This window comes from Acidobacteriota bacterium, assembly GCA_039028635.1.
In the GTDB taxonomy this organism is placed as follows: Bacteria; Acidobacteriota; Thermoanaerobaculia; order Multivoradales; family JBCCEF01; genus JBCCEF01.
This window is the reverse complement of sequence record JBCCHV010000057.1, coordinates 20,164-45,604: the sequence shown is the minus strand read 5'-3', so window position 1 is coordinate 45,604 and position 25,441 is coordinate 20,164. Positions and strand designations below refer to the sequence as shown.

Below are 25,441 nucleotides of genomic sequence, written 5' to 3'. Positions count from 1 at the left end.
TGTTTTTGCCGCGGGGTTGTCGGGGCTGGTGGGGGCTGGCCGGCCCCGCGGGGGGGCGGGGGGCGCGCACCGTCGCCTCCAGCTTGGGGGCACGATCGGGCGCCCGACGGCCCTTCTCCATGTAGGGAAACTGATAGCGAAAGACGCCCAGATCCGCCGCCGTCAGACGCGGCACCAGGGCTTCGAAGAAGCGGTGCTGCATGCCGGCGCCGGCGCCGTGGGCGAGGAGTAGCAGGGCTCGGGGATTCTCCGGCAGGTCGAGGAGGGCCGAGACCTCCTGGTCGATCTCGGGGATCGCGAAGCGCAGGGATCGGGTGTCGCTGGTCATGGCGGGACTCTATCCCGCGGTCGGCATCCCGCGGTCGTCGGCTAGCAGGTTGCTGAAAAACTCATCGGCAACCTGCGTCCGGGCCCGAGAGGGCCCGGCGGCGAAGCCGTGAGACGGGGTGAGCCCTGGACGGGGTGAGCCCCTACGCGGGCCGCCGAAAATCGCACTTTTTCGGGCGAGGGGGGGCGCTTAGCCCCCTGAAATAAACAGCTAGCAGCGCTGGAAAAGCCGCAAAGCGGACTTTTCAGCAGCCTGCTAGCGGGTGGCCGATCGCCACCGTGAGATGGTGGTACTCTCCCGCTTTCGCCGATGCTTCCGATCGACCCTCCACCACCCGAGAAGGACTCGAGATGGCCTTGATCAGCGGCTCCGCCAGCGTGACCCGCTTCAACCTCGTCCATGCCCCGGAACCGCCCGACTTCGAGCGCGCCGCCTTCCACGGCATCATGGCCGGCTCGGAGGTGCGCGAGGCGGTCGGCTTCATTCCCTTCGAGCCGGGGGCGCCCTGGGAAGTGGGAACGCGGCGTTACGCCTTCCGGGTGCGCATCGACAAGCTGCGCCCGGACCCGATCGCCGTCAAGGAGCGGCTCAAGCTGCTGGTGCAGACCGAGATGGAGGAGACCGGGGCGCCCTTCGTCGGTCCCAAGAAGCGCAAGCGGCTGCGCGAGCTGGCGGAGGAAGAGCTGATCGTTCAGTCTTCGCCGCGCAGCCACATCATCGAAGGCTGCATCGACGGCGACCTGGTCTACGTCGGCAGCACCGCCAAGGCCTACCTCGGAACGGTGCTCCAGCTGATGCGGCAGATCGACGTCGTCGCCGACTACAAGACCCCCTGGATCGACCTCGACGAGCCCGAGGTCGATGGCGAGATCGTCGAGACCACCGAGCCCGGCCAGTCGATCCTCGGCTGCCGCTTTCTGCGCAACCTGCTGGGTGACCGGGACATCATGGTGGAGCCCGAGAGCGGCTACGTTCGGCTGCAGACCCGCGATGCCCGCATCACTCTCACCGGGGCGGTGCTCAACGATCTGCGCCGCTATGTCGAGCGCGATGCCGAAGTGCTGGCCGCCAAGCTGGTGGCGGGGGAGAGCGGCTTTCGCTTCGACGCCCTCTCCTGGCGCATCGGCAGCTTGCGGATCGAAACCGGTCGCCACGACCACTGGACCGACCTCCTCGACGAGCGTCTCGAAAAGATTGCCGACGTCTACGAGCTGCTCGACCGCAAGTACTCGAGCCTCAAGCCCAAGGCACGCCGCTCCGAGACCCAGAACTGATCGCGGCGGAACTTCCCGGCCGGCAGGGCGTAGCTCTGGGGCATGGATACCGTGCGCGCACTCCGAGCTTCCGTTGGCACGTGGCGACGCCCTGGGCGAGGCTCGATCCCGCTCGGGTTGGCCCTGCTGATCCTCATGCTCTACTTCGGTCCGGCGCCGGCGCAGGCGGCGGAACCGCAGGGCGAGATCCTCTTCTACAGTGAGCACGGCGGCAAGGGCCAGCTCTACCTGCTCGAGCTGGGTGGCGGTGAGATTCGACCCGTCGGCCGCTCCGGCAGCCGCCCCGACCACTATCCGCAATGGTCCCCGGACGGTGAGCGCATCGTCTTCGAGTCCTATCGCAAGGGCGGCTGGCATCCCTGGGTGATGGATGCCGACGGCGGCAACGCGCGGCGAGTCAGCAACTTGCCGGGAGGCAGCCCGCGAAACTACGAGTTCGATCCCAGCTTCGCGCCGGACGGTGAAACGGTGGTGATGATTCGCGACTTCGATCTCTACCGGGTGCCGCTGCGTTCGCAGAAGTCCGGTCGCATCGGAGCCGCCACGCCGGACCTCTACGAGATTGCGCCGGTGGCCTCTCCCGACGGCGAACGCATCGCCTTCGCCGGCTTTCGCGAGAGCGATGACAGTGTCCACCTCTACACGGTGGACCGGGCCGGCAAAGACCGCCGCCAGTTGACCTCTGGCAAGGGCTGGAATCTGGCTCCCGCCTGGTCGCCGGATGGCCGGCACCTGTTGTTTTACTCGAACCGCGACGGCAGCTTCGAGCTCTACGAGCTGGCAGCCGCCGGAGGAGATAGCCCGCGACGAGTCCTGCAGTCGTCGGCAGCGGAGGAGGCGGGCTTCACCAAGACCGCCTTGATCGATCCCTGGGACAACGACAACGGTGCCGTCGAGCAGTACCGCGCCAGCTACTCTCCGGACGGCCGTTGGATCGTTTTCAGCCGTGAGATCGACGACGATCGCGAGCTGTTCGTGTGCGATCGCGCCGGCCGCGACATCCGCCGCCTGACCCGGCGTCCGGGACTCGATGGCATGGCCGCCTGGCGGCCGCGCGGCGCGGCGCCTTGAGTCGGGAGGCTGCGGTCACGGGGTCGCGAGCCGTCCGGTGATCACGTAGCGCAGAATCCCGACCACCTGCTCGGGGGTCTCCGCCACGGCGAGGGCGGCGGCATCGACCTCTTTGAGGGCATGGGTGTGCTGCGGGTCGTGCAGCACGATCAGCGGTGTCCCCAGGGCGGCGGTGAAGCCGGCATCGAAAGCGGCGTTCCACTGCCGGTACTGGTCGCCGAAGCGCACCACCACGATGTCCGCCTCGGCGAGCAGGGTGCGGGTGCGGATGGCGTTGACCTTGGCGCCCTTGTGATCGCGCCAGAAGGGCTTCGCTTCATCGCCGAGAAGGGTGGTTCCACAGTCGTCGCTGGCCCCGTGGTCGGTGACCGGGGCGGTGAGCTCGACCGGCAGGTCGGCGGCCTCGATGCCGCTGCGAATGCGCTCCCGCCAGTCACTGTGAATCTCACCCGAAAGGTAGACCTGCCAGATTTTCGTGCTCATCGCGAGCTCTCCTGAGGTTTCGATTTCGACCGGCATCCGAGGGCTGGTGCCGACCAGGGCGATGATAGCCTGCGCGCCGTGTCGCGGCGCTCCCTTCGCTTCGTTTCCAGCCTTGCCATCGGCTTTCTTCTGGGCGCTTGTCGTGGCCCCGAGCCGGTCGCCATTCCGGGCCCATTCGAGACCTCCGACGAGCGCACCCTGGTGGTCTTCGTGCCGGGTGTCACCGGCTCGCTGCTGACCGACGCCGAAAGTGGCGAGGTGCTGTGGGGAACCGGCAGCCGGCTGCTGTTGCCGCGCGATGGCGGCTACGCGCTGGCCCGCTCGATCGCCAGTCCACCGAGCGATCCGCGGGTGGTGGCACCGCGCATCCTGTCCCAAGTTCGTCTCGCCGGCGTCACCAAGCCGATCTATGGCCCGATCGTCGAGCTCCTCGAGACCGCCGGCTACCGCACCGGCGAGCTGGCCCGACCGGATCCACAGGCGACCCTCTTCCCGTTTCCCTATGACTGGCGACAGGACAACGTGGTTTCGGCCCGCCAGCTCTTCGATCAGCTCGATCGGCTGCGCCGAGCCCGCGGCCTAGAGACTCTCAGGGTGGCTCTCGTCTGCCAGAGCAACGGGGCCCACATCTGCCGCTACTTGAGCCGCTTCGGAGAGGCTTCACTGGAGGATGTCGAGGCCGGCCGGGGCAGGCCTCCGAGCGGTCTCGACATCACTCGGCTGGTGCTGGTGGGGAGCGCCAACGGTGGCAGCCTGCGCATCCTGCGCGAGCTCGATCGCGGCCGGGTCTACCTGCCGCTGGTGGGCCGGAGCCTCCATCCCGAGGTTCTGTTCACCTTTCCTTCTCTCTACCAGGAGCTGCCGGCCTATCGCGAACGGGACTTCTTCCTCGACGCAGATGGCAACCCGCTCGCCATCGACCTCTGGGACGCCGCCGAGTGGGAGCGCTATGGCTGGTCCGTCTTCGGTCGCCGGGCGGCCGCTCGCCTGCAGCGCGACCCGCGGCCGGAGCTGTTCGGCGACGCCGGCGCCCGGCGGCGCTTCTTGCAGCAGCAGCTCGATCGGGCGAAGCGTTTCCAAGCGGTTTTGAAGCAGGATCCGGAGGGGACCGTCGGAGGTCCGATGCCCCCGATCTTCTTGCTCCAGAACGCCTATCGCGAAACCCCGGATCGCGCCGTGCTGCGGCGCCACCGGGAGGGCTGGCGGTTGCAGTTCACCGGCGATCGCTGGCTGAAGTCGCGCTCCTACCTGCGCTATCGCGCGACCGCTCCGGGGGATGAGCACGCCACCCGCGACAGCCAGCTCTGGCTGTCGCGATCAGAGCTGGCGGCGCTGGCGGCGGAACCGTTCTATATCCGAGGCGGACATTTCGAGCTGATTCTCGAAGCCGGCACCAAACGCCGCCTGCTGGAGTTTCTGATCGCGCCGACGGGCTCCGCCGGCGCGACTTCACCTCACGACTGACTGTCGCTCCAGGCGGAGGTGTTCCCGGACTCGAAGCCGTCGGCGAAGATGTCGGTGGCGCTGCCGCGGGTCACGGTCACCCGGAAGCCGTCGGCGGTCGAGCTGTCGACCCGTACGGTGATCTCATTGCCGGAGTCCTCGAAGGTCTCTCCGACCTTCCACATGACCCCCTCGGTGTCGGCGAAGTTGGCGGCCGGTGAGTCGCCATCGATCACCTCGGCGTCGGCGGCGCGGGCGGGGTCGACGTGGTGGATGATCACCGCCCGGCCGGGCACGTTGCCGTCATAGCCACCGGTACGGTCGCGCACCTCGACGGTGTAGAGCACATTGCCGCCCAGCGGAATCTTGATCATGCGGTAGTTCGAGACGGTGGCCTGGGCCAGGTCGTCGACCGTCACCACATGCTGGCCGTCCGAATCGGCGGTGTAGATCTTGTTCGCTGGAATCCAGTCGAGGCGATCCTTGTGGTACGAGACGGTGTGCTTGCCGAGGCGGCCGTAGGTGGCGTCCGAAATCGAGTAGGCGACCGCCGCCGACATCACGTCCCACGGACTGTCGTAGGGATTCGAATCGCCGTCGGAGTTGTTGGAATGGGGCAGGCCGAAGCCGTGACCCATCTCGTGGGCGATGACGCCGGCGTCGCGATAGCCCCAGGGCGGCTCCCAGGTGGTGCGCCAGGAGCGCGATGTGCCGTCGAGGGTGGCGAAGCGGCTACCGCCCCAAGCACAGCAGTCGAGGACGCCGTTGAACATCATGTTGATGCCTTCGAAGGGCGAGCCGCCATTGGAGAAGTCGACGAAGGGATCGGCGGCGGCAGTGCACTCATTGAACAGCAGGCTGAGATTGGCGTTGGAGCCGCTCCCCGGGGTCGGGATGTAGCCGGTCTGGGGACGCGGCAGGTCGACCCAGGCGATGGCGGTGCTGCCGACCACGTCGATGGCGCCGTAGGAGACCTCACGCCAGTAGTGGTCGAGCTGTCCTGGGTTGTTGCCGTACATGTTCTGGAAGAAGCTCAGATTCTCGGGCTCGGCGGCGATGTCGCTGAACTTGCAGAGAATCGACACCCAGGGCTTCGAGCCGCTGATCGGCGCGCTGCCGTCGGCCCGCAGGTTGTTTTCACCGACGTCGACGAGCCGCACCGCCCGCACCCGCTTCGGGCCGGAGAGCAGGGGATCGTCTTCGAAGGTGACTTCGGCTCGCTGGCGGTTCCACTCGGCGAAGCCGCGCGGCGGTAGCTGCTCGACCATCAGCTCGATGGAAGCGCCCTGATCGTCGGTGAGGAACCAGCGCTGATAGGTGTCGCCGTCGGGGCTGTCGCCCCAGATCGTATCGAGGGTCCCGGTGACCGTCTTCAACGGGATCGCGGCCCAGGCCGCGGTGGCGGTGAGGAGAAAAGCGAGAAGCAGGGGAATCGATCGGTGTTGCCGTGTCATGAATGCCTCCATCACAAGTCTCGACCGGAAAGAATGGAGTCCGGCCCAAGGGAGTCCTACTCGGCCCCGACGGAAGTGTATCCCGAAGCATTGTGAGCTGAGCTCTTGTGAGTATGCGGAAATCGTCACGCCCGCAAGTACTGCTGCGCTCGCGGCGAGGGCGAGCTCCTCGGCCGGGGCCTCTGGCGCGTCCTGTACACTGGTGACCACAGAGACGGCTTGCGCCTTCGCTTATTGGAATTTTAGAATGACCGTTGTCGGATTTTGAATTTTTTGTCAGGAGGAGCGAGATGGAGCGAGAGCAGTCCCGCCATTCCTTGCGATCCCGCCGCCGCTTGGTTGCCGATCTCGGATCCCCGGCTCCGGCCCTACGCCGCGCCCAATCGGTTCCCGCTGCGGGAACTGCACCGCCCCTGCCACCGCTGGCGGTGATCGTATTGAACCGGCTGGCCTTCGGGCCCCGGCCGGCCGACATCGCGGCCTTCAACAACCTCGGCCCCAACGACGATGCGCGCTTGACCGCCTGGGTCGACCAACAGCTCAACCCGGGCGCCATCACCGATCCCAACGCCGACGCCAGGATCGCCGCCGCCGGCTATGTCACCCTCGACAAGAGCCGCACCGAGCTGTGGGACGAGCACTTTGTCAACGCGCCGGACTTCAGCTTCCGCGCGCTGCCCTTCGAAGAGACCGAGCGCGTCACCATGTTGCGGATGGTCTACAGCCGCCGCCAGCTCCTCGAGGTGATGACCGACTTCTGGCACAACCACTTCAACGTCTACGGGCGCCACGGCATCGTGCTGCCAATGATGGTGCACTACGACCGCGACGTCATTCGCGGCAACGTCTTCGGCAACTTCCGCCAGATGCTCGAGGACGTCGGGCGCAGCACGGCGATGCTTTATTACCTCGACAACTACACCTCGTCGAACGCCGGTCCCAACGAGAACTACTCGCGCGAGCTGTTCGAGATCCACGCGATGGGGCGAGAGAACTACCTCGGAGTACGGCAACAGAACGAGGTGCCGACGGACGGCATGGGCCGGCCGATCGGCTATGTCGACGCCGACGTTTACGAAGCGACGCGCTGTTTCACCGGCTGGACGGTGAGCAACAGCAGCAGCGATACGACGGTCGGCAACACCGGTGCCTTCTACTACCGCGCCGACTGGCACGATCGCTTCCAGAAGACCGTCCTGGGGGAGTTCATTCCGGCCGATCAGCCGGCTCTGAAGGACGGCGAGGACGTCTACGATGCCCTCGCCGCCCATCCCGGCACCGGGCGCTACATCGCCGGCAAGCTCTGCCGGCGCCTGATCGGCGAGAACGCGCCGCAGTCGATCATCGACCAGGCGGCGGCGCTGTTCACGGCCCAGGCGGCGGCGCCGGACCAGCTCAAGCAGGTGGTGCGCACCATCATCCTGTCGGACGCCTTCAAGAACACCTGGGGCGGCCGGGTCAAGCGCCCGACGGAGATCGCCGCCGGAACGATGCGGACGACGCGCGCCAACCTGCCCTTCCGGATGGGTGAGAGTGACACCTCGACGCTGCTCGGCTACCTGCGCGACGCCGGCCATCGGCTGTTCTACTGGCCGGCGCCGGACGGTTACTCGGACGACAAGGACGACTGGATGAGCGCGACGCCGCGGGTGGGGGCCTGGCGGGTCTGCAACTGGCTCACGGACGTCACCGACGACGGCGGCGTGCATCGCATGAACGTGGTCGGTGAGACCCCTGCCGGGGTGCGTTCCGCCAACGCCCTGGCGGACTATTGGATCAACCGCATCCTGGGGCGGCCGATGACCGCCGCGAGTCGCCAGGAGGTGGTCGAGTTCATGGCCGCCGGACGCAATCCCGATCTCGATCTGCCCCTCGACACCAGCGAAACGACGGAAGACCGTCTGCGCAGCATGATCGGCCTGATCGTGCTGGCGCCGGACTTCCTCTGGAGCTGAGCGGCCGGGAGCTCCCGGCAGGCCCTGGGCTCGTCCGCGAGCCCGCTTGATTTCTTTTGGAGGATTGGTGAGATGAAAACGACGCGACGCGGATTTCTGGTGGGTTGCTCGGCCGCCATCGCTGGGATGGCGGGAGCACGCTTCAACAGTCTGGCCCTCGGCGGCGGCCCGAACGACGAGATCTTCGTCTCGGTGTTCCTGCGCGGCGGTATGGACGGACTCAACTTCGTGCCACCCATCGGTGGCGTCGACCGCGGGCTCTACGAGACCGCGCGGCCGCGCCTGCAGGTGCCGGCGACGGGGCCCGACGCGGCGCTGCCCCTGGGCACCGAGCCCTTCGGCCTGCACCCTTCGGCGGCGCCCCTCCACGATCTCTTCCAGAACGGCAACCTCGCCATCGTCCACGCCGCCGGTCTCGACTACGACACCCGCAGCCATTTCGACGCCATGGATTTCATGGAGCTCGGCACGCCCGGCAGCCGTTCGACCAACGATGGTTGGCTGACCCGGCACTTCGCCTCGGCGACCAACCTGCCGGCGGAGATCATCGTGCCCTCCCTGGCGATCGGCAGCAATCAGCACCTCTCGCTGTTGGGCAATCGCGAGACCCTCAACATGAACGACCCGGACGACTTCCGCATCGATCGCGGGCCGTCCGCCTGGCGCGAGACCCAGCGCATCGCCCTGCGTCGGCTCTACAACCTCGACGACACCGAGCTCCACGCCACCGGCCGCCAGGCGCTCGATGCGATGGATATCGTCGAGCTGTCCGATGCCGGCGACTACACGCCGGCGAATGGAGCGGAATATCCCAACACCTCCTTCGGCAACCACCTCCAGACGGTGGCCCAGATGATCAAGAAGGACCTCGGCGTGCGGGTGGCGACAGTCGATCTCGGCGGCTGGGATACGCACGATGGTCAGGGCGACGGCAGCGGCGGCTATTTCGCCGGCCTGGTCGATCAGCTCGCTCGCGGGCTGGCGGCCTTGTACCTCGATCTCGACGGCCCCGGGGGCTCGAACTACACCTCTCGGCTCACCGTCTGCGTGCAGAGCGAGTTCGGGCGCCGGCTGCGGGAGAATGCTGACCGCGGCAGCGACCACGGCCACGGCAACGTCATGATGGTGATGTCGGGCAACGCCAACGGTGGTCTCTACGGCGCCTGGCCGGGGCTGGCGACGGACCAGCTCTTCGACAACGCCGACCTCGCCATCACCACCGACTACCGGCGCGTGCTGAGCGAGATCCTGATCCGCCGCATGGGCAACAACAAGCTCGGCGAGGTCTTCCCGGGATACAGCGGGTACTCCCCCTTGGGATTGGTCAGCGGACCGGATCTGACCCCCGACTACGGCGCCGAAACCATCTTCGCCGACGGCTTCGAACGCGGCAATACGACGGCCTGGACCACCAGCGTCGAGTAGCGCCTCAGGGCGAGGCCGGGGCCGGCTGAGCCAGGTCGGTGGGCAATCCCATTGCATGAAAGGGCCCGGCGAGGCTGGCCGGCAGGGGCGCCGTCCAGCTTGACGGCTGCCCGCCGGGGAGCTCGAGTCGGAAGGCGTGGAGGGCCAGCCGATGGAGCCCGAAGCGCTTCCGAAAGAGGCGGTTGTGCTCGCCTTTGCCGTAGCGCACGTCGCCGATCAAGGGCAGGCTCAAGTGCTTGAGGTGCCGACGCACCTGGTGCAGGCGACCGGTCCGTGGGCGGGCTTCGACCAGCGAGTAGCGCTCGAAGGTGGCCAACCGGCGGAAGGCCGTGACGGCGTCGATCCGGGGGCCTTTCGGAGAGCGCGGAACCGGGTGGTCGATGACACCTTCCTCGGGAGCGATGCCGCGCACCAGTGCCCAGTAGACCTTGACTGTCCGTTCGTCGGCCAGCGCCTGCTGTCCGTCTCGGGCGGCCTGTGGGTGGCGGGCGAAGAGCAGCACGCCGCTGGTGCCGCGATCGAGGCGGTGCAGCGGGAAGACCGGGCCCCCGGAGAGGTCGCGGGCGACGTCGAGGGCGGTGCGCCGGTCGCGGGCCCAGCCGCGGTGCACCACCATCCCGGAAGGCTTGTCGACGACCAGCAGGTCGGCGTCCTGGTGCAGGACGGTGAGCTCTCGCTCCGCCTCCGTTGACGCTTGGTCGATCACGTCGCCGGCCAGGAGATGATCGCCACGCCGGCGACTGCGAGGAGGGTGCCGGCGAGGGCTCGCGGGGTCAGCGCGGTGCGGTCGATCCTGGCCTCGAGAAAGAGGCTGAAGATCGGGCTGGTGGAGAGCAGAACGGCCGCCACCGCCGCCGGTGACCAGGCGATGCCGGCCATCATCAGCAAAATCGCCAGGTAGGTGCCGAGCACCGAGGGGGCGGCGACCCGCCGCCAGGTGGCGCCCTTGCCGAGGGGCCGAAGGTGGCGCGCCACAGCGCCGGCGCAGGCGAGCACGATCACCAGCCCGGCGGTGGCGGTGGCGAGACGCACCAGGGCCGCCGAGAGGAAGGGCAGCGAGACCATACCGAGCTTGGCGAGCACCACTCCGAGGCCCTGACCGAAGGCCGCCAGCAGGGCCAACAGGCCGCCGCGCAACAGGCTCCCGGGAACCTGTGTCGCGGAGTCCCTGGCGATCACCAGGGCGACGCCGGCGAGCACCGTGGCGCCGCCGGCGAGGGTGGTTCCGGCGAGGTCTTCGCCGAGGAGCAGCAGGGCGCCGAGGGCGGTGAAGAGGGGATTGAGGGTTTGCAGTAGCAGGGTGCGATGAACGCCGAGATGGGGCACGGCGGCGAACAGGGCCGTGTCGCCGAGGGTCATGCCGACCAGCCCGGAAACGGCGATCCAGCCGAGGGCTACCAGCGGTGCCTGCAGCAGCACGCTGCCCTGGCCGACGACCAGAACGGTGATCGCCAGCAGGACAGTGGCGAGGCCGCACTTCGCCAGGTTGACGGTCCAAGGGCCGTAATCGGCGATGGCGCCGCGGAACCAGAGCACCGCCACTGCCCAAGCGCCGGCGGCCAGCAGGCAGGCGGCAGTGCCGGCAAGAGCAGGAGAAACCAAAGGGGCTCGCTCGAGCTAGCAGGTTGCTGAAAAACTCATCGGCAACCTGCTTCCGGGCCCGGAAGGGCCCGGCGGCGGCCTCGCCGCCGCGATGGGAGAGGAGGTCCCAGAACCCCGTTTCGTGGACCGGAGAGGGGCGCGTAGCCCCTCTCGGAAGAACCAGCTGGCAGCGGGAAAAATCGCAAAGCGGACTTCTTCAGCAGCCGGCTAGTTGTCGTCGCTCTTGAGCACTGCCACGAAGGCCGACTGGGGGATTTCGACGGCGCCCACCATCTTCATCCGCTTCTTGCCTTCCTTCTGCTTCTCGAGCAGCTTGCGCTTACGGCTGATGTCGCCGCCGTAGCACTTGGCGGTGACGTCCTTGCGGTAGGCATTGATGGTGGTACGGGCGATCACCTTGCCACCGATGGCGCCCTGGATGGCGATCTTGAACTGTTGTCGCGGGATGGTCTCGGCGAGCTTTTCGCAGTAGCGCAGGGCCCGGCCTCGGGCCTTCTCCTCGTGGACCAGCTGGGAGAGGGCATCGACCGGCTCGCCATTGACCAGGATGTCGACCTTGACCAGCCGCGCTTCGCGGTAGCCGATGATCTCGTAGTCGAAGGAGCCGTAACCCTGGGTGACCGTCTTCAGGCGGTCGTAGAAGTCGAACATCACTTCGCCGAGGGGCAGCTCCGAGGTCAGCTCGACGCGACCCACCGAGAGATAGGAGAAGGTGGTGTTCTCGCCCCGACGCTCGCGGCAGAGCTCCATGACCGCGCCGACGTAGCGCTCGGGCATCATGATCGAAGCCTTGATGAAAGGTTCCTCGGCGCGCTGAATGCTGGTCGGGTCGGGATAGAGGGCCGGGTTGTCGATGCGGTGAAACTCGCCGTTCTCGAGGGTCAGGTGGTACTCCACGGAGGGTGCCGAGAGCAGCAGGGCGAGGTCGTACTCGCGATGCAGCCGTTCCTGGACGACGTCGAGATGGAGCAGGCCGAGGAAGCCACAGCGATAGCCGAAGCCGAGGGCGCTCGAGGAATCCTTCTCGTAGGTCAGGGCGGCATCGTTGAGGGCCAGCTTGTCGAGGGCCCGACCGAGGTCCTCGTAATCGTCCGTCGACATCGGGTAGATCGACGAGAAGACCACCGGCTTGGCCTCCTTGTAGCCCGGCAGCGGCTCCGCGGCGGGGTTCTGCTCGTCCGTGATGGTGTCGCCGATGGCGATGTCCCGGACGGTCTTGATGCCGGCGATGACGTAGCCGACGGAGCCCGCCGTCAGCTCCTTGGTCTTGACCCGCTTGAGCTTGAGCAGGCCGACCTCCTCGACCTCGTAGCTCTTCTCGGTGTGCATCAGTCGGATGGTGGCCCCTGGGCGCAGCGTGCCTTCCTTGACCCGCACCAGCATCACCACGCCGCGATAGGCGTCGTACTGGGCGTCGAAGATCAGGGCCTGGAGGGGGGAGTCGACCTGCCCCTTGGGAGCCGGTAGCTGACGGACGATGGTCTCCAGCACATCGTCGATGCCCTGGCCGGTCTTGGCCGAAGCGTGGGCGGCCTCGAAGGGATCGAGACCGAGGTCTTCGGCGATCTCTTCGTTGACCCGGTCGATGTCCGCCGACGGCAGATCGATCTTGTTGATCACCGGCGCCAGCTCGAGGTCGTACTCGAGGGCGAGATAGAGGTTGGCGACGGTCTGGGCCTCGACCCCTTGAGAGGCGTCCACCAGCAGCAGCGCGCCCTCGCAGGACATCAACGAGCGGCGCACCTCGTGCGAGAAGTCGACGTGGCCCGGCGTGTCGATCAGGTTGAGGATGTACTCCTCGCCGTCCTGGGCGCGGTAGCTGAGGGTGACCGTGTTGCTCTTGATGGTGATGCCCCGCTCGCGCTCGAGATCCATCGAGTCGAGGATCTGGTCCCGGAACTCGCGCTCGGCGACGCCGCCGCAGCGCTGGATCAGGCGATCCGCGAGGGTCGACTTGCCGTGGTCGATATGGGCAATGATGCAGAAGTTGCGTACGTTTTCCACCGCAGGTCCTCGAAAATGCCGCGCCGGCCTTCCCGGTTCGTCCGGGAGGCCGGCGAGACGACATCCTATCGCGATGGTCGGGGGCTGCGGGAAGTACCGGCGTCAGCTCTTCTCGGCCACCAACATGCCCACCGCTTGGGGTGGCACCGGCAGGTCCGTGAGACGAGCCGGGCCGAAGCCGCACTCGGCGAGGAGGGCGGCCAGCTCGGTCTCCGAGTGGACTCGACCCTGCTGGGTGCGCAAGGCTAGGCCGAGGCCGTAGAGAGCGCCGCTGAGGGCGCCCTCCGGCGAGCGCGGAAAGATATCGAAGATCACTGCCCGACCGCCGCTGCGGAGCGCCTCTCGGACGCGCCGGAGAAGGCTCCTGAGCCCCTCGTAGTCCTCGAGGTGGGTGACGTTGCCGAGCACCGCCAGGTCGTAGCCTTGGGGCTCCAGGGAAACCTGGTGGTAATCCCCGGGGCGGACCGCGAGCTGCCCCTCGAGACCGAGGCTGGCGGCGCGCCGGGTGGCGACGCTGAGCACCGCCGGCCGATCGACGGCGACCACCCGCGCCGCCGGATCGTGGCTCGCCATCGCCAAGCTCCAAACCGCCGAACCGGCGCCGAGATCGAGAATCGCCGGCGCGCGCAGCTCGTCCCCGACCCGCAAACGGCGAGCGGCGAGGTCGGCGGCCGGTGCCAGCATCCAGCCCAGGGAGGCCGCTTGGGTGGCGTAGAAGGCTTCGCCGGCGGCGGCCGCGTCGGCCTGTACCAGCGGCTCGCCGGTGCGCAGCAGGACCGGCAGGTGGTCCCAGAACTCGCCGCCGAGGCGGCGGTAGGGGCCGGCGGCCAAGCGCTCCCCGAGGTCGCCGAGAACGAATCCATCGCCCTCGGGCTCGACCAGGCCGAGCACCTGGAGGACCTCGAGAACGCCGGCCAGCGGTGCGGCCTGCAAACCGAGCTCGCCGGCCAGGTCCGCCGGCGTGCGCGGCTCCCTGCCGAGGGCGTCGAGCAGGCCGATCTGGAGCGCCGTGTCGTAGACCCGAGCGGCGCCGTAGGCATCCATCAGGCGAAAGTAGTGGTCGAGGCCGTGCTGTCGACGGCTCATTGCGCACCTCCGGCGCGGTCCGCCCGGCGACGGGCGAGGGAGACGGTGAAGATGCCGTCGTCGCCGATCTCCATGGCGACCTTGTCGAAGCCCGCCGCCCGCACCAGGGCGTCGAGCTCTTCCTGGCTGCGCCGGCGCATCACCCAGCGGGCGCCATCGCGGTTGCGCAGGACGCGGGCGATGGTCTCGAGCTGAGGGTGCCACGGCTGACCGGTGTAGATCAGCAGCGCTCCGGCGGGCATCGCCCGCGCCAGCCCCTGGAGCGAGGTCAGCACCGGCAGGTTGTCCGGAAACAGCTCGTAGAGGCCGGAGACAATGGCGACGTCCGGCGCCGGCTGCAGGCGAGCGAGGGCTTCTTCGTCGAAAGCGTCGCCGAGCTCGAAGGAAATCCCTTCGAGGCCGAGGCGGAGGGCCGTCGCCCGGCCCTGTCGCAGGTTGCCCTCGGTGTTGTCGCGCAGGCAGGCGGTCACCGTGCCGGACCGCCGCCGCGCCAGGGTCGAGAGGACGTAGCGTCCGGCGCCGGTGGCGATGTCCACCAGGTGGACCGGTCGGCTCGCGCAGTGGCGCTCGTCGAGGGCGCGCTCGAGGAGGCCCTCGAGATGCTGGCGGCGCTGGCGAATGCCGCGCCATCCCGGACTGTCGAGGTAGATGCGATCGGCCCAGCGGCCGAAGAGGCCGAGCCCGCGGGGTTGGTTCTCATAGACATAGTCGAGGCTGCGTCCGGAGTCGAAACCGGTCTCCCAGCCGAGGCGAATGCCGGCGCTGGCTCGGCCGAAGGTGGCGAGGGCCAAGCGCTGGCCGGCGAAGAACCAGCGGCGCGGCGAGTACCAGGGGAGCGGTCGCTCGAGCTCGAGCTGCTCGTCGCGGCTCGGGCCACTCTGGTCGGCGTCGAGGGGAGTCGGGCTCGTCGACTGGTGGTCGAGGCCGGTCAAAAAGCGACGCATCTCATCGAGCACCAGGTCGCGATCCACTTCATGGAGGATGTCGTGGTACATGCCGGGAAACACCCGCAGGCTCTTGTGGCTTGCGCCGAGGCGCTCGAAGAAGCGCTTCTCGGTGGCCAGGTCGACCACCCAGTCGGAGCCGCCGGCGAGCACCAGGGTTGGAGTACGCATCGCCGGTGCGTCGGCGATCAGACGACCGGCGGCGTGGCGCAGATCGAGGAGGACGTTGACGGCGATGTCGCGGGTGATCAGCGGGTCGCTCTCGTACTGACGCGCCTGCGCCTTGTCGTGAGTCAGCAGGCCAGCCTTGACATAGCTCTTGACGTAGGTTCGCCGGTCGCCGCGCAGCCGCCGCAGGAGTTTGAGGCCGGCCCGGGCGAAGGGCACGTAGAGGCGAATCCTGAAGGCCGGCGTGACCAGAATCTGGCCGGCGAGGGGGGGAGCGAAGGCCTGCGCCCAGGTCGCCGCCACGATGGCGCCGACGCTGTGGCCGCAGAGCACCGTCCGCTCGAGCTCGAGGTCGTGCTCGGCCTGCAGGTGCCCGACCCACTCCTCGAGGTCCCGGACCAGCTCCATGAAGCTCTCGGCCCAGCCGCGGTCGCCGCCGGAACGGCCGTGGCCGCGGGCGTCCCAGGCGTAGACGGCGGTGTCTTCGAGGGCGAGGCCCTGGACGACGTCCTCGAGGCGCCCGGAATGCTCGTGGCCGCGATGCAGCACGATGAGGTGCCGGCGGACCGCTCCCGCTGGCCGCCAAACACGGTAGAAAAGGTCGAGGCCGTCGCGCAGCGTGACCCGATGCTGGCTCTCGGTGAGGTCGGCGGATCGAAGTTTTGCAGACATCGCAGCTTGCTTCATGGTCGTACCCTCCTCGGGCCCTTCCTGGGCCATTGAGTTCGGGCCTCCACTAGGTCAAGATCGATGCCACGCCGCGGCAAGGCGCCAAAACCTATGATTTCCAGGCCTTTTCAGGTCACTTCTAGAGGATGCCGTGCCGCGACGGCGAATCACGACTGCACATTCTGTGATCAGTATTTGTACTACTGATGCCCACTGGGTCGCCGTATTCGCTCAGGGGTCGGCTTCGGCGAGCAGGGGACCGAGGGCGGGGTCGTCGGCGAGCTGGTCACGCAGGGCCGGAGCCTGGGCGAGGGCATCGCTCAAGGCTCGGCGAGCCTGCGGCCGTCGCTCGGCGGCGAGCTCGAGGCGGGCGAGGGCCAGCCTGGCGGGGACGAAGTCGGGCTCCCTCGGAGTCGCCCGGGTGAGCCACGGACGGGCCTCGTCGGGAGAGCCGGCGGCGACCAGCAGCAGGCCCAGCGAGCTGTTGTGGGCGAAGCTCGCGCCGCTTCGCCGAGCGGCCTCCTCGAGGGCCCGAATGGCGCCGCTGCGATCGCCCTGACCATGGCGGGCAAAGCCCAGCCGGAGATGGGTTTGAGGATCGTCGGGAGCCAGCTCGACGGCGCGCTCGAAGGCGGCCGTCGCCCGCGCCCCTTCTCCGGCGAGGCCGAGGCTCGAGCCCAGGGCCATCCAGCCATCGGCGCGACGGGGCTGCAAGCGCACCACCTCCATCCAGGCCTTGGCGGCCGCCTTGCCATCGCCGAGTCGGCCGAGGGCGAGGGCCAGGGTGCGGTGAGCCTCCGGTTGATCGGGGTCGAGGTCGGTGGCGCGCCGGGCCCGCTGCGCGGCTTCGCGCGGCCGACCGAGGCCCAGAAGGGTGTCCGCCGACCGCGCCAGGGCGAAGCGATTGTCGGGATCACGCCCGAGGGCGCGGTCGAACAGCGCCAGCGCTTCTCGCGGCCGGCCGGCGTCGATCTCCGCCTCGGCCGAACCGAGGAGGTTCCAGACGTCGAGGCGGTCCTTGGGATCAGGGGCGTCGGCCGGTGCCTCACCCCGCCGCGAGCTGCCACCGAGGTAGCCCAGAGCACGCAGCTTGCCGCGCGTCTCGCGGTCGAGCCGTTGATCGCTCTGGCGGGCCGGTAACGCCTCGATCTCGCGCAGGCGCTGCTGCAGGGCACGGGCACGGCGCCGCTCCTGGTCGACCAGGTTGTTCTTTTCCTGGGGATCGGCGTCGAGGTCGTAGAGCTCCGCCCGCGGCGCGGCGATCAGCTTCCAGCCCTCCGCGATCACCGCCCGCAGCGGTGCCCAACCGTAGGAGATCCAGGGCCGCAACGACTCGAGGTAGGCGGCGGCGACGGGCTGCTCGCGACCTTCGAGGGTCGGCGTGAGGTCGACGCCATCGAGGTCTTGCGGTGTCTCCAGGGAGAGCAGGCCGGCGAGGGTGGGGAAGAGGTCGACGAGCTGGATCCGGTGGCTTCTTTCGGCCGGCGCCAGTCGCCCCGGCCAGGAGATCACCAGCGGAACCTCGAGGGTCGCCTGGTAGGCGAAGAAGCCGTGGGTCTGCTCGCCGTGCTCCCCGAGACTCTCGCCGTGATCGGAGGTGAAGACGGTCAGCGTCGATTTGCCCGCGGTGGCGGCGAGCAGCCGGCCGAGGGCACGGTCGACGGCCGCCACTTCGCCGAGGTAGGCACCCCGCGGTCCGGGGCGCCGGAGCTCCGCGGGCGGCTCGTAGGGATCGTGCGGATCATAGAGGTGTAGCCACAGAAACCAGGGACCGGTGTCTTCCGAGCGCAACCACTCGAGGGCGGCGTCGACGGTGGCTGCGGCCGGACGCTCGAGCCCGCTCTCACCGAGATCGTCGTCGTAGTGATCGAAGCCGCCGTCGAGGCCGAAGTCGGCAACCAGGGGAAAGCCGCTGACGAAGGCGGCGCTGCGATAGCCGACGGCCTTGAGGCTTTGGCCGAGGGTGACGAGATCGGGGGCGACGGTCTGACCGTTGTCGCGTACGCCGTGGCGTCGCGGCAGCAGGCCGGTGAGTATCGAGGTATGGCTCGGCAGGGTCAGCGGAGCGGGGGAGAGGGCGCGCGGAAAGCGCACTCCGGAGGCTGCCAGGCGATCGAGGGCCGGAGTGTGGTCACCGCCGCCGATCCAGCCGAGGGCATCCGGCCGTAGGGTGTCGACGGTGATCAGGAGGACGTTCGGTCGCGGCGGCGCTGGCGGCGCTTCGGCGAGAACGAAAACGGCCTGCGCCAAGAAGACGCAGGCCGTCGAGATCCAGCGAAACAAAGCAGGCGAGAGCGGCGACCCCCATCGGAGACGAGGATCGCCGAGCTCCATGGCGTTACTGCACGGTCGCCGTCCAGGCCGACGTGTTCCCACTCTCGAAGCCGTCGACGAAGATCAGCCCGCTGACTCCGCAGACATCGGACTGCGCGTCCGGAATCTGGAGCGACGAGTTGGTCACCAAGACCTGGTCGAAGTTGAAGCCGGCGAGGGCCAGACCACCGTCCGTGCCGTAGGTCACCTCGATCTGCACCGCATCACCAGCGAAAGTGGACGACTGCAGAGCTGCGGCGGTCCAGGTGCTGGCGGCCCAGGTGTTGGCCGTGCCGGCCCAACCGTTGGACGGGTTACAGCCGTTGTAGTTGGCCTGGTTGGTGGTGTTGTAGGCGCGTCCCCCGTCGGGCTCGACCGCTGTACGGTCGCCGTTCGTCTCGACGATCGCGACGTTGGCGCGGTCGTACCAGGTGCCGCCGGAGACGTTCTCGATGGTGAAGTTGTTCCACAGCGACAGGGTCGACCCGTTGTTCAGCGACACCAGGGGCGAGCGCGCACGATCGCAGGCATTGTCGATGCCACCGGACGACGCGACGCCGAAGGCGGTGCCGTTGCCGCCACCGTTGGCGGAAGTGCGGTTGAAGGTGCCCTCGAAGACTGACCAGTTCTCGAAGTCGGTCTCGAAGTCGAAGAGGTTGTTGCTCGGCGCCGAGAAATCCGACTCCGTGAAGGGCACCAGAACCGTGTGGGTCTTGGTTGCCGGCGACAGCTCGTCGCTGGTCACCTCGATGGTGAACTCGACGGTGTCGTTGTGGGCCAAGCCCGTCGGTCGGAAATCGAACTGGCCGATGGCGATGCCGCAACCGTCCGCCAGCGTCGCCGCCGAGACCGCCGGGAAGGTGATCGAAGCGTCGATCGCCGGGTGGCTCGGCGAGGTCACCGAATCGATGCGCACGTTGGTCAAGCTGCCGGTACCGATGTTCTGCAGCTCGAAGGCGATGCGGGCGTCCTCGCAGTTGTCGAGGAAGATATCGCCGTCACCGGTGAAGATCTGAACCCCGGCGGTCGACTCGTCGACCACCAGATTGGCGGAGCCGGTCGGCGTCACGTTGGTGCAGGCGCTCACCGGGCTCATGCAGGTCTCGCCCGTGGCACCCATCGCTGCGACGACGTAGAAGTACTCTTCGCCGTTGCGCAGGCCGGTGTCCGTGAAGCTGAGATCGGTCGTGTCGCCGACGATGGTCTTGCCGAAGTCGCAGCCGTGGACGCCCTCGGTGCGGAAAATGCGGTAGCTCGACGCGCCGGCCACGGCGCCCCAGGTGAGGGTCGCGGCGCGATCCGAGGTGCTGCTGCTGACCACCGGCGCCACTGTCGGCGCACCGGAGCAGCCGGCGTCTTGCACGGCCGGCGTCGGGCAAGCGATGTCATGACGGTCGTAGGCGTCGAAGATCGCCTGCATGTGCGGCGTACCGTCGGTGAGGTCGCCGTTGTCGTCATCGATCGCCAGGTAGTTGAGGTAGCCGCCATCGGCGTTGCAGCCATCGCCGGTACCGGCGCCATCGACGCAGTTGTACCAGTTCCCCACCGGGCTGGCGCCCAGGAAGGTCAGTCGCGAGGCGATCTCGCGAGCCGTGTCGAGGCTCATGCCGTAGTTCGACTGCAGGTCACGATTCCACAGGTCCCACACGGCCTCGGCGTAGACGGCGCCCTCGCAGTGGGTCGAGCCGCCGCAGGGGGTGCCGCCACCGCTACCGCAGGCGGCGTCGATGAAGGCGATGCCGTGGGGCACGCCGGAGTTGCGATTCGCCCAGTCGATGTCGCGCACGCCGTCGCAGGTGTTGCAGGGGTCACCGTAGCCATTGCAGGGGTTGCCGAGGCGGAAGTTGCGACCGATGCACGAGGTGTTGAGGCGCAGCGAGGCATAGATGTCGGCAATACCCTCGCTCGGTGACGAGAAGCCGGGGGCGAGGTCGGTGGCGTCGCGACCGTGACCCCACTCGTGGTCGAACACACCGGCGAGCTCGCCGGTGTTGCTGCAGCCGCCGCCGGAGGTGAAGAAGTTGACCCCGCCGGCGCCGCCGGAGGCGTTGCAGTTGGAGTTGATGTTCATGGTGGCGGTCAGCGGCGTGTTGAGCCAGCTGTCGCCCGGCGTGTGGCTGCGGGCCATCTCGTTGAGGCGAGTCAGCTCGTAGTAGCCGGAGCGGCTCGAGTGGGTGTTACCCGGCGAGCGGCCGGCGGCGACCTGACAGTCGATGCTCGGCGGCGGATTGCCGCCGAAGTCGAGGACGTCACCGGTGGTGCTCTCGCTGATCGCGCCGCAGTTGTCGTTCATCTGGATGTAGCGACCCTGGAGTCTCGACGAGATGGTGCCATCGATGCAGGACTGGATGTTGCCGCCGGTGTCGGTGAAGCGGGTGACGCCGTTGTTGGTCACATCGACGAACGGCAGCGAGTAGGTCACCTCGACACCGTCCGGCGCCAGGCCGTCGTTGGAGATCGGGAAGACGCCGCCTTCGACCGCGCGGGTGCTGGCGTAGGCGGTCATGTCCTCGAAGGACAGGAGCTCACCGGTCTGGGCGTCGACCAGGCTCTCCCAGTTGGCGAGGTCGGTCGAGAATTTCGGGCTGATCACCCAGACCAAACGATAGGTGTAGCCCTGGCCGACGGCGATGCGCGACATCTCGGTGCCGACGGCCATCGGAATGATCTCGAGGTGGGGCTTGCGCCAGGTCGCGTCGGCGATCAGCGGCGAGAGGTAGCGGCCGACCTTGTCCCTGGCCTCCTCGGCGGTGAGAGCCGGAATCGTCGAAATGCCGAGGTCGCCCCACTTCTGGGCGCCGAACAGCACCAGATTGCCGTTGTTGATGACGGCGGTCAGGAAGCTGTCGCGGACCCGAATGCCGTGGTACTCGCGTGGCACGTTGATCTGGACGATCTTTCCGTCCCCGTGAACCGCCACGCGGCCGGGATTCTGCAGTTCGTCGAGGTCGAGGCCGAGAGCGTTCTGGCGCGCCGACAGGTAACCATAGAAGGCGTCCCAGGCGACCGATTCATAGTCTTCCTGAGATGCCGGGGCGGCGGTTCGCAGGCTCTGCCAGGTCAGGCTGTTGCCGCGGCCGGGAAGGATCGGGTCGGAGGGCAGGAGAGTGCCCCAGCGGCCGCTGCGGATGTCCATGCGGGCCTTGCTGGCGGGCAGGCCGAGGCTCGCGAGGCTTTGCTGGGCCGTCGCCACGGCTCCAACCGGAAGGCTCTCCGCCGGAAACAGAAGGTTGCCGATGTAGAGGTCGGCGTGGCGGTAGGACTTCTGGCGAGCCGGCGACTCGTCCGGCTGGCGAAAGGCGAAGAGTGGGGCAGTGACGAGCACCGCGAGGACAACCGTCCCCACGGCAAACCAGCGGTTGCGAACCATCGTAGCGGTCTCCTTGACAAATAAATCAAAACCTGTCGACCGGTCCCGCCAGGCGCGCTTCGAAGCTCACCACCGTCATCAAGGATTGGCCCCAATCCCTCGATTCCAGCAGACAACCCATCGCGTGTGGGCGGAGAAGGACATTCCTTCGGTCGATCGACTGACTTTCGACGATAGCATAGGGATCCCTGGGCCGAGGTATCGGCCTCCCCGAGGCACTTCCATGATGAACAAGCCCATTTCGCCGGCCGTTGCACTGGTCCTAGCCCTTCTCGGGAGCAGCGGATCGGTCGCTGCCGAAGGCCCGCCGAATGTCCTCTTGGTGACCCTCGACACGACCCGCAGCGATGCCCTCGGTGCCTACGGCGGCGCCGCGCGGACGCCGAATCTCGACGGCATCGCCGAACGCGGCGTGCGCTTCGATCGCGCCATCACCGCCGCTCCCATCACGTTGCCGGCCCATGCCTCGCTGCTCACCGGCCTCGATCCTCCGGAACACGGCGTGCGCGACAACGGCCTGAGCGCCCTGCCCGGCGATCTTCCGACGCTGGCGACGCGGTTCGCCGCCGCCGGCTATGCCACCGCGGCGGTGGTGGCCTCGCGGGTGCTCGACCGGCGCTTCGGCTTGGCTCGTGGTTTCGACCACTACGACGACTCGATGGCTGCCGAGGTCACCGGCGAGTACGGCTATGCGGAGCGCGATGCGACCGCGGTCACGGCAGCAGCGCGTCGCTGGCTGGCCGGCCGTGCCGGCGGCAAGCCATTCTTTCTCTGGGTGCACTACTACGACCCCCATGCTCCTTACCAGCCGGCGGCCGAGGCCCGCGACGGTTACCGAGGGGAAATCGAGAAGGTCGACACCGAGCTCGGTCGCTTGCTCGCGGCCATCCCCGATGGTGCCCTGGTGGCGGTGGTGGCGGATCACGGCGAGTCCCTTGGTGAGCACGGAGAAAAAGGCCATGGCATCTTCCTCTACCGCGCCGTGGTCGAGGTGCCGCTGATGCTCGCCGGTCCCGGGGTCCCGACCGGCAAGGTGGTGACGGAGACGGTGGCGGCTCGGCGCCTGGCGCCCACCCTGACGGCGCTGGCGCGGGTCGGAGAGCTGCCCGGTACGGTTCTACCGGGGGTTTTTCCGCAGCGACCGAAGCCTCCGCCGGAGGCGGTGTTCAGCGAGTCGACCCTGCCGGCGCGGGCCTACGGCTGGTCGCCCCTGACGGCCCTGACGGACGGTGCTTGGAGGTTGGTGGTGGCGCCGAAGCCGGAGCTCTTCGACGTCGCTCGGGACCCCGCCGAAGATCACAATCGGCTGGCCGAGGAAAGTCGCGTCGCGCGCCGCCTCAAGCGCCAGCTACGCCGCCTCGAGGCGGAGATGGGCGACCGCCAGGCCGAGCCCGCCGGGGTCGACGCCGAGCTCGCCGCCGCGGTGCGCAGCCTGGGCTACACCGCCGGCGGTGTCGGCGACCGGCGGCGTGACCCCAAGGACGGCATGGTGCTCTTGAACCGCCTCGCCGAGGCCAAGGAGCAGCTCCAGCGAGGCGACGTTCCGGTCGCCCTGGCGACCCTGCGGGAGTTGGTGAAGGTCGACCCCAAGAACCTGCCCTTCTGGACCAATCTGGCGCGCGCCCAAGGGGCCGGCGGTGATCTTGCCGGGGCGGTGGCTTCCTACCGCCAGGCGGTGCGCCTCAACCCGGGTCTCGACCTGCTGCGGATCAGCCTCGGCGACGCCCTCGCCGAGGTCGGCGATCTGCCGGCGGCCGAAGCCGAGTACCGGCGTGCCATCGAGCTCGATCCGCGTTCGGCTTCGGCCTGGCTGCGCCGGGCCGAGCTGGCGGCCCGTGCCGGGCGGGCGGTGGAAGAACGCCGCCTGTTGACCGCCGCCGCCCAGGCCGGAGCCGACAGCGCGGCGCTCCTGACGCGGCTGGCGCAGGTCGAGCTGGCGGCTGGGGACACGACCGCCGCCGCGCAACGATTGCGCCGTGCCACGGAGCTGCTGCCGAGCTGGCCGACGGTCTGGCTGGTCCTCGGCCAGGTGCACCTGGCCCGCGGCGACTGGCCCGCCGCCAAGCGGGTCCTCGAGCGCACCGTCGAGCTGGCTCCTGAGGCGCCGGAAGGGCGCCAGGCCCGGCGCTGGCTGGCCGAGCTCGCTGCCCGCCAGGAGCCCTGACTCGGATGGCCTTGCGAATCGTCGCCACTTGCGCTCTCGGTCTCGAGGAGTTCCTCGAGCAGGAGCTGCGCGATCTCGCCATGAAGGGGGTGGCGGTGGGGCGCGGGGCGGTGCGCTTCGAGGGCCGATGGCGCGATATCTGGCGGGCCAACTGGTGGTTGCGAACGGCCAATCGCGTGCTGGTGGAGCTCGGCCGTTGGCAGGGCCATGACGGTGATGCCCTCGCCACCGGAGCGCGGCGGTTGATTGGGCATCGCGGCGGCCATTGGGATGGCCTGAAGGTCGAAGAGCTGTTCGATCCCGGCCGCACCCTGGCCCTGCACGCCACCTCGACAGCTTCGGCGGTGCGCGACACGCGCTGGGTCGGCTTGCGGGTCAAGGATGGTCTGGTGGATGGCCAGCGGGGCCGCTTTCGGCGGCGCTCGTCGATCGATCGCCGGCGGCCCGACGTTCCCCTGCGAGTTTGGCTCCACCGCGACCGCGCGACGCTGCTGCTCGATACTTCCGGCGAGCCCCTCGACCGGCGCGGCTATCGCCAATCCAGCGGCACGGCGCCGCTGCGCGAGACCTTGGCGGCGGCCTGTGTGCTGGCCTCCGCCTGGGATGGCCGAGGTCCGGTGGTCGATCCGATGTGTGGCACCGGCACCCTGCTCGTCGAAGCGGCCCTTTGGGCCTCGGGACGGGCACCGGGGGAGACTCGCCGGGGCTTCGCCTTCGAACGCCTGCCGAACCTCGATCGCCGGGCCTTGACGGCGATCAAGGGGGAGCGCTCGCAGGGCGCCTGCTCGGAGCTCGAAATCGTCGGGGTCGATCACGATCCGGAAGCGGTGTCGGCGGCGCGGGAGAACCTCACCCGGGCGGGCCTGGACGCGGTGAGTCGATTGCAGGTGGGTGACGGCTTTGCCCTCGATCCTCCGGCGCGACCGGGTTTGGTGCTGATCAACCCGCCCTACGGTGAGCGCCTCGACGCCGGACCGGAGCAGTGGCGGCGCTTGGGGGATTTGTTGAAAGGGCGGTATTCTGGCTGGCAGGCCGTCGTGCTGGCCGGTGGCGACAGCCGAGGCAAGCACATCGGGCTGAAGCCGCGACGGCGAGTCGCGGTCCGCAATGGGCCCCTCGATGCCCGCATATTGCCCTTTGACCTCTACCCTGGATCCAGGACGGAGACCAAGAGATGAAGGTACGGTGGATGTTGTTTTGTTGTCTGTTTTTCTGTTTGTCAGGAGCTCCCCTTCTCGCTAGCGATGGTGATCGAATCCTGGGTATTTGGGCCTCCGCCCCGAGCGACGACGGCATCGCCCATGTCGAAATCTTTCGCCGCGGGGACACCTACGGCGGGCGCATCGTCTGGCTCGAAAAGCCCAACTACGGCCCCGAAGATCGTCACGGCATGGCTGGAATGCAGAAGGTCGATCGCGAGAACCCCGATCCCGACCGGCGCGGTCGACCGCTCGTCGGCCTCGAGATCCTCGAAGGCTTCCGCTACGACGGCGACGGTGGCTGGAATGGCGCCACCATCTACGATCCGGACAACGGCAAGACCTATCGCTCCAAGGCCTGGTTGGAGTCCGATGATGTCCTCGGTCTGCGCGGCTTCGTGGGCATCTCGTTGCTCGGTCGCAGCACCCGCTGGAGCCGCGTTCGACGGCAGGTCCAGGCCGGCTCGCTGCCGAGCGGAGGCTGAGGTC

18 protein-coding genes are annotated in these 25,441 nt (G+C 68.3%); 8 read left to right on the top strand and 10 right to left on the bottom strand.

All coding sequences use genetic code 11. The features are described 5' to 3' along the window. Nucleotides 1-328: alpha/beta family hydrolase (locus AAF604_19770; GenBank protein MEM7051915.1), on the bottom strand; the 328-nt coding region annotated here is incomplete at its 3' end. 350 nt (nucleotides 329-678) lie between these two features. On the opposite strand from AAF604_19770, the gene AAF604_19765 reads away from it, so the two are divergent. Then, complete coding sequence (locus AAF604_19765; GenBank protein MEM7051914.1) at nucleotides 679-1,602, top strand: hypothetical protein; 924 nt, start codon at nucleotides 679-681, stop codon at nucleotides 1,600-1,602. Between the two features lie 117 nt (nucleotides 1,603-1,719). Beyond that, nucleotides 1,720-2,673 (top strand): hypothetical protein, encoded by a 954-nt coding sequence (locus tag AAF604_19760; protein ID MEM7051913.1) that lies wholly within the window; start codon nucleotides 1,720-1,722, stop codon nucleotides 2,671-2,673. Nucleotides 2,674-2,688: 15 nt separating this feature from the next. On the opposite strand, the gene AAF604_19755 is transcribed toward AAF604_19760, so the two are convergent. Beyond that, a complete protein-coding gene (locus AAF604_19755; GenBank protein ID MEM7051912.1) occupies nucleotides 2,689-3,156 on the bottom strand; it encodes a YtoQ family protein in 468 nt (155 codons plus the stop codon). A 78-nt stretch (nucleotides 3,157-3,234) separates the two neighbouring features. Here AAF604_19755 and AAF604_19750 point away from each other — a divergent pair, with 78 nt between their 5' ends. Continuing rightward, complete coding sequence (locus AAF604_19750) at nucleotides 3,235-4,620, top strand: hypothetical protein (protein ID MEM7051911.1); 1,386 nt, start codon at nucleotides 3,235-3,237, stop codon at nucleotides 4,618-4,620. Here AAF604_19750 and AAF604_19745 read toward each other — a convergent pair. Continuing rightward, nucleotides 4,611-6,053: a hypothetical protein gene (locus AAF604_19745; protein MEM7051910.1), complete on the bottom strand. Its 1,443-nt coding sequence runs from the start codon at nucleotides 6,051-6,053 to the stop codon at nucleotides 4,611-4,613. The two genes, AAF604_19750 and AAF604_19745, sit on opposite strands and share 10 nt — an antisense overlap. Nucleotides 6,054-6,343: 290 nt before the next feature. Here AAF604_19745 and AAF604_19740 point away from each other — a divergent pair, with 290 nt between their 5' ends. Together AAF604_19740 and AAF604_19735 are read left to right on the top strand one after the other, a co-directional pair. After that, on the top strand, nucleotides 6,344-8,008 hold the full coding sequence (locus AAF604_19740) for a DUF1800 domain-containing protein (protein ID MEM7051909.1): 1,665 nt from the start codon (nucleotides 6,344-6,346) through the stop codon (nucleotides 8,006-8,008). Nucleotides 8,009-8,080: 72 nt separating this feature from the next. Beyond that, nucleotides 8,081-9,433, top strand: a complete 1,353-nt coding sequence (locus AAF604_19735; protein MEM7051908.1) for a DUF1501 domain-containing protein — start codon at nucleotides 8,081-8,083, stop codon at nucleotides 9,431-9,433. Between the two features lie 4 nt (nucleotides 9,434-9,437). Here the strand turns inward: AAF604_19735 and AAF604_19730 are convergent, their stop codons facing one another. The 7 genes from AAF604_19730 to AAF604_19700 all read right to left on the bottom strand — a co-directional run bounded on the left by AAF604_19730 (nucleotide 9,438) and on the right by AAF604_19700 (nucleotide 21,589). Then, nucleotides 9,438-10,139, bottom strand: coding sequence for a pseudouridine synthase (locus AAF604_19730; GenBank protein MEM7051907.1), 702 nt, complete (start codon nucleotides 10,137-10,139; stop codon nucleotides 9,438-9,440). Then, nucleotides 10,136-11,035, bottom strand: coding sequence for a DMT family transporter (locus AAF604_19725; GenBank protein MEM7051906.1), 900 nt, complete (start codon nucleotides 11,033-11,035; stop codon nucleotides 10,136-10,138). Before AAF604_19725 ends, AAF604_19730 begins: the two co-directional genes overlap by 4 nt. A 207-nt stretch (nucleotides 11,036-11,242) precedes the next feature. Beyond that, entirely contained in the window at nucleotides 11,243-13,039 is a 1,797-nt protein-coding gene (gene lepA, locus AAF604_19720; protein ID MEM7051905.1) for a translation elongation factor 4, read from the bottom strand. A gap of 102 nt (nucleotides 13,040-13,141) precedes the next feature. Continuing rightward, nucleotides 13,142-14,125 carry a class I SAM-dependent methyltransferase gene (locus tag AAF604_19715; protein MEM7051904.1) on the bottom strand — a complete coding sequence of 328 codons (984 nt, stop codon included), beginning with the start codon at nucleotides 14,123-14,125 and terminating at the stop codon, nucleotides 13,142-13,144. After that, nucleotides 14,122-15,924 (bottom strand): bifunctional alpha/beta hydrolase/class I SAM-dependent methyltransferase, encoded by a 1,803-nt coding sequence (locus tag AAF604_19710; GenBank protein MEM7051903.1) that lies wholly within the window; start codon nucleotides 15,922-15,924, stop codon nucleotides 14,122-14,124. The genes AAF604_19715 and AAF604_19710 overlap by 4 nt, the downstream gene beginning before the upstream one ends. Nucleotides 15,925-16,137: 213 nt before the next feature. Beyond that, complete coding sequence (locus AAF604_19705) at nucleotides 16,138-18,189, bottom strand: sulfatase-like hydrolase/transferase (GenBank protein ID MEM7051902.1); 2,052 nt, start codon at nucleotides 18,187-18,189, stop codon at nucleotides 16,138-16,140. Between the two features lie 55 nt (nucleotides 18,190-18,244). After that, the gene (locus AAF604_19700) at nucleotides 18,245-21,589 is read right to left on the bottom strand and encodes a hypothetical protein (GenBank protein ID MEM7051901.1); all 3,345 of its coding nucleotides are present in this window, start codon (nucleotides 21,587-21,589) and stop codon (nucleotides 18,245-18,247) included. A gap of 223 nt (nucleotides 21,590-21,812) precedes the next feature. Between AAF604_19700 and AAF604_19695 the strand changes: the two genes are divergently transcribed. From AAF604_19695 to AAF604_19685, 3 genes are read left to right on the top strand one after another with little or no spacing between them, the layout of a single operon-like run. Continuing rightward, on the top strand, nucleotides 21,813-23,753 hold the full coding sequence (locus tag AAF604_19695; protein ID MEM7051900.1) for a sulfatase-like hydrolase/transferase: 1,941 nt from the start codon (nucleotides 21,813-21,815) through the stop codon (nucleotides 23,751-23,753). 5 nt (nucleotides 23,754-23,758) lie between these two features. Beyond that, complete coding sequence (locus AAF604_19690; protein MEM7051899.1) at nucleotides 23,759-24,931, top strand: RNA methyltransferase; 1,173 nt, start codon at nucleotides 23,759-23,761, stop codon at nucleotides 24,929-24,931. After that, nucleotides 24,928-25,437 carry a DUF2147 domain-containing protein gene (locus AAF604_19685; protein ID MEM7051898.1) on the top strand — a complete coding sequence of 170 codons (510 nt, stop codon included), beginning with the start codon at nucleotides 24,928-24,930 and terminating at the stop codon, nucleotides 25,435-25,437. Before AAF604_19690 ends, AAF604_19685 begins: the two co-directional genes overlap by 4 nt. Nucleotides 25,438-25,441 lie beyond the last annotated feature (4 nt).

What these genes read in the sequence shown, in the direction of transcription:
- AAF604_19690 (MEM7051899.1), top strand. Translation starts at nt 23,759, where the DNA reads ATGGCCTTGCGAATCGTCGCCACTTGCGCTCTCGGTCTCGAGGAGTTC.
- AAF604_19685 (MEM7051898.1), top strand. Translation starts at nt 24,928, where the DNA reads ATGAAGGTACGGTGGATGTTGTTTTGTTGTCTGTTTTTCTGTTTGTCA.
- AAF604_19715 (MEM7051904.1), bottom strand. Translation starts at nt 14,125, where the DNA reads ATGAGCCGTCGACAGCACGGCCTCGACCACTACTTTCGCCTGATGGAT.
- AAF604_19710 (MEM7051903.1), bottom strand. Translation starts at nt 15,924, where the DNA reads ATGAAGCAAGCTGCGATGTCTGCAAAACTTCGATCCGCCGACCTCACC.
- AAF604_19745 (MEM7051910.1), bottom strand. Translation starts at nt 6,053, where the DNA reads ATGACACGGCAACACCGATCGATTCCCCTGCTTCTCGCTTTTCTCCTC.
- AAF604_19740 (MEM7051909.1), top strand. Translation starts at nt 6,344, where the DNA reads ATGGAGCGAGAGCAGTCCCGCCATTCCTTGCGATCCCGCCGCCGCTTG.
- AAF604_19735 (MEM7051908.1), top strand. Translation starts at nt 8,081, where the DNA reads ATGAAAACGACGCGACGCGGATTTCTGGTGGGTTGCTCGGCCGCCATC.
- AAF604_19695 (MEM7051900.1), top strand. Translation starts at nt 21,813, where the DNA reads ATGATGAACAAGCCCATTTCGCCGGCCGTTGCACTGGTCCTAGCCCTT.
- AAF604_19700 (MEM7051901.1), bottom strand. Translation starts at nt 21,589, where the DNA reads ATGGTTCGCAACCGCTGGTTTGCCGTGGGGACGGTTGTCCTCGCGGTG.
- AAF604_19765 (MEM7051914.1), top strand. Translation starts at nt 679, where the DNA reads ATGGCCTTGATCAGCGGCTCCGCCAGCGTGACCCGCTTCAACCTCGTC.
- AAF604_19755 (MEM7051912.1), bottom strand. Translation starts at nt 3,156, where the DNA reads ATGAGCACGAAAATCTGGCAGGTCTACCTTTCGGGTGAGATTCACAGT.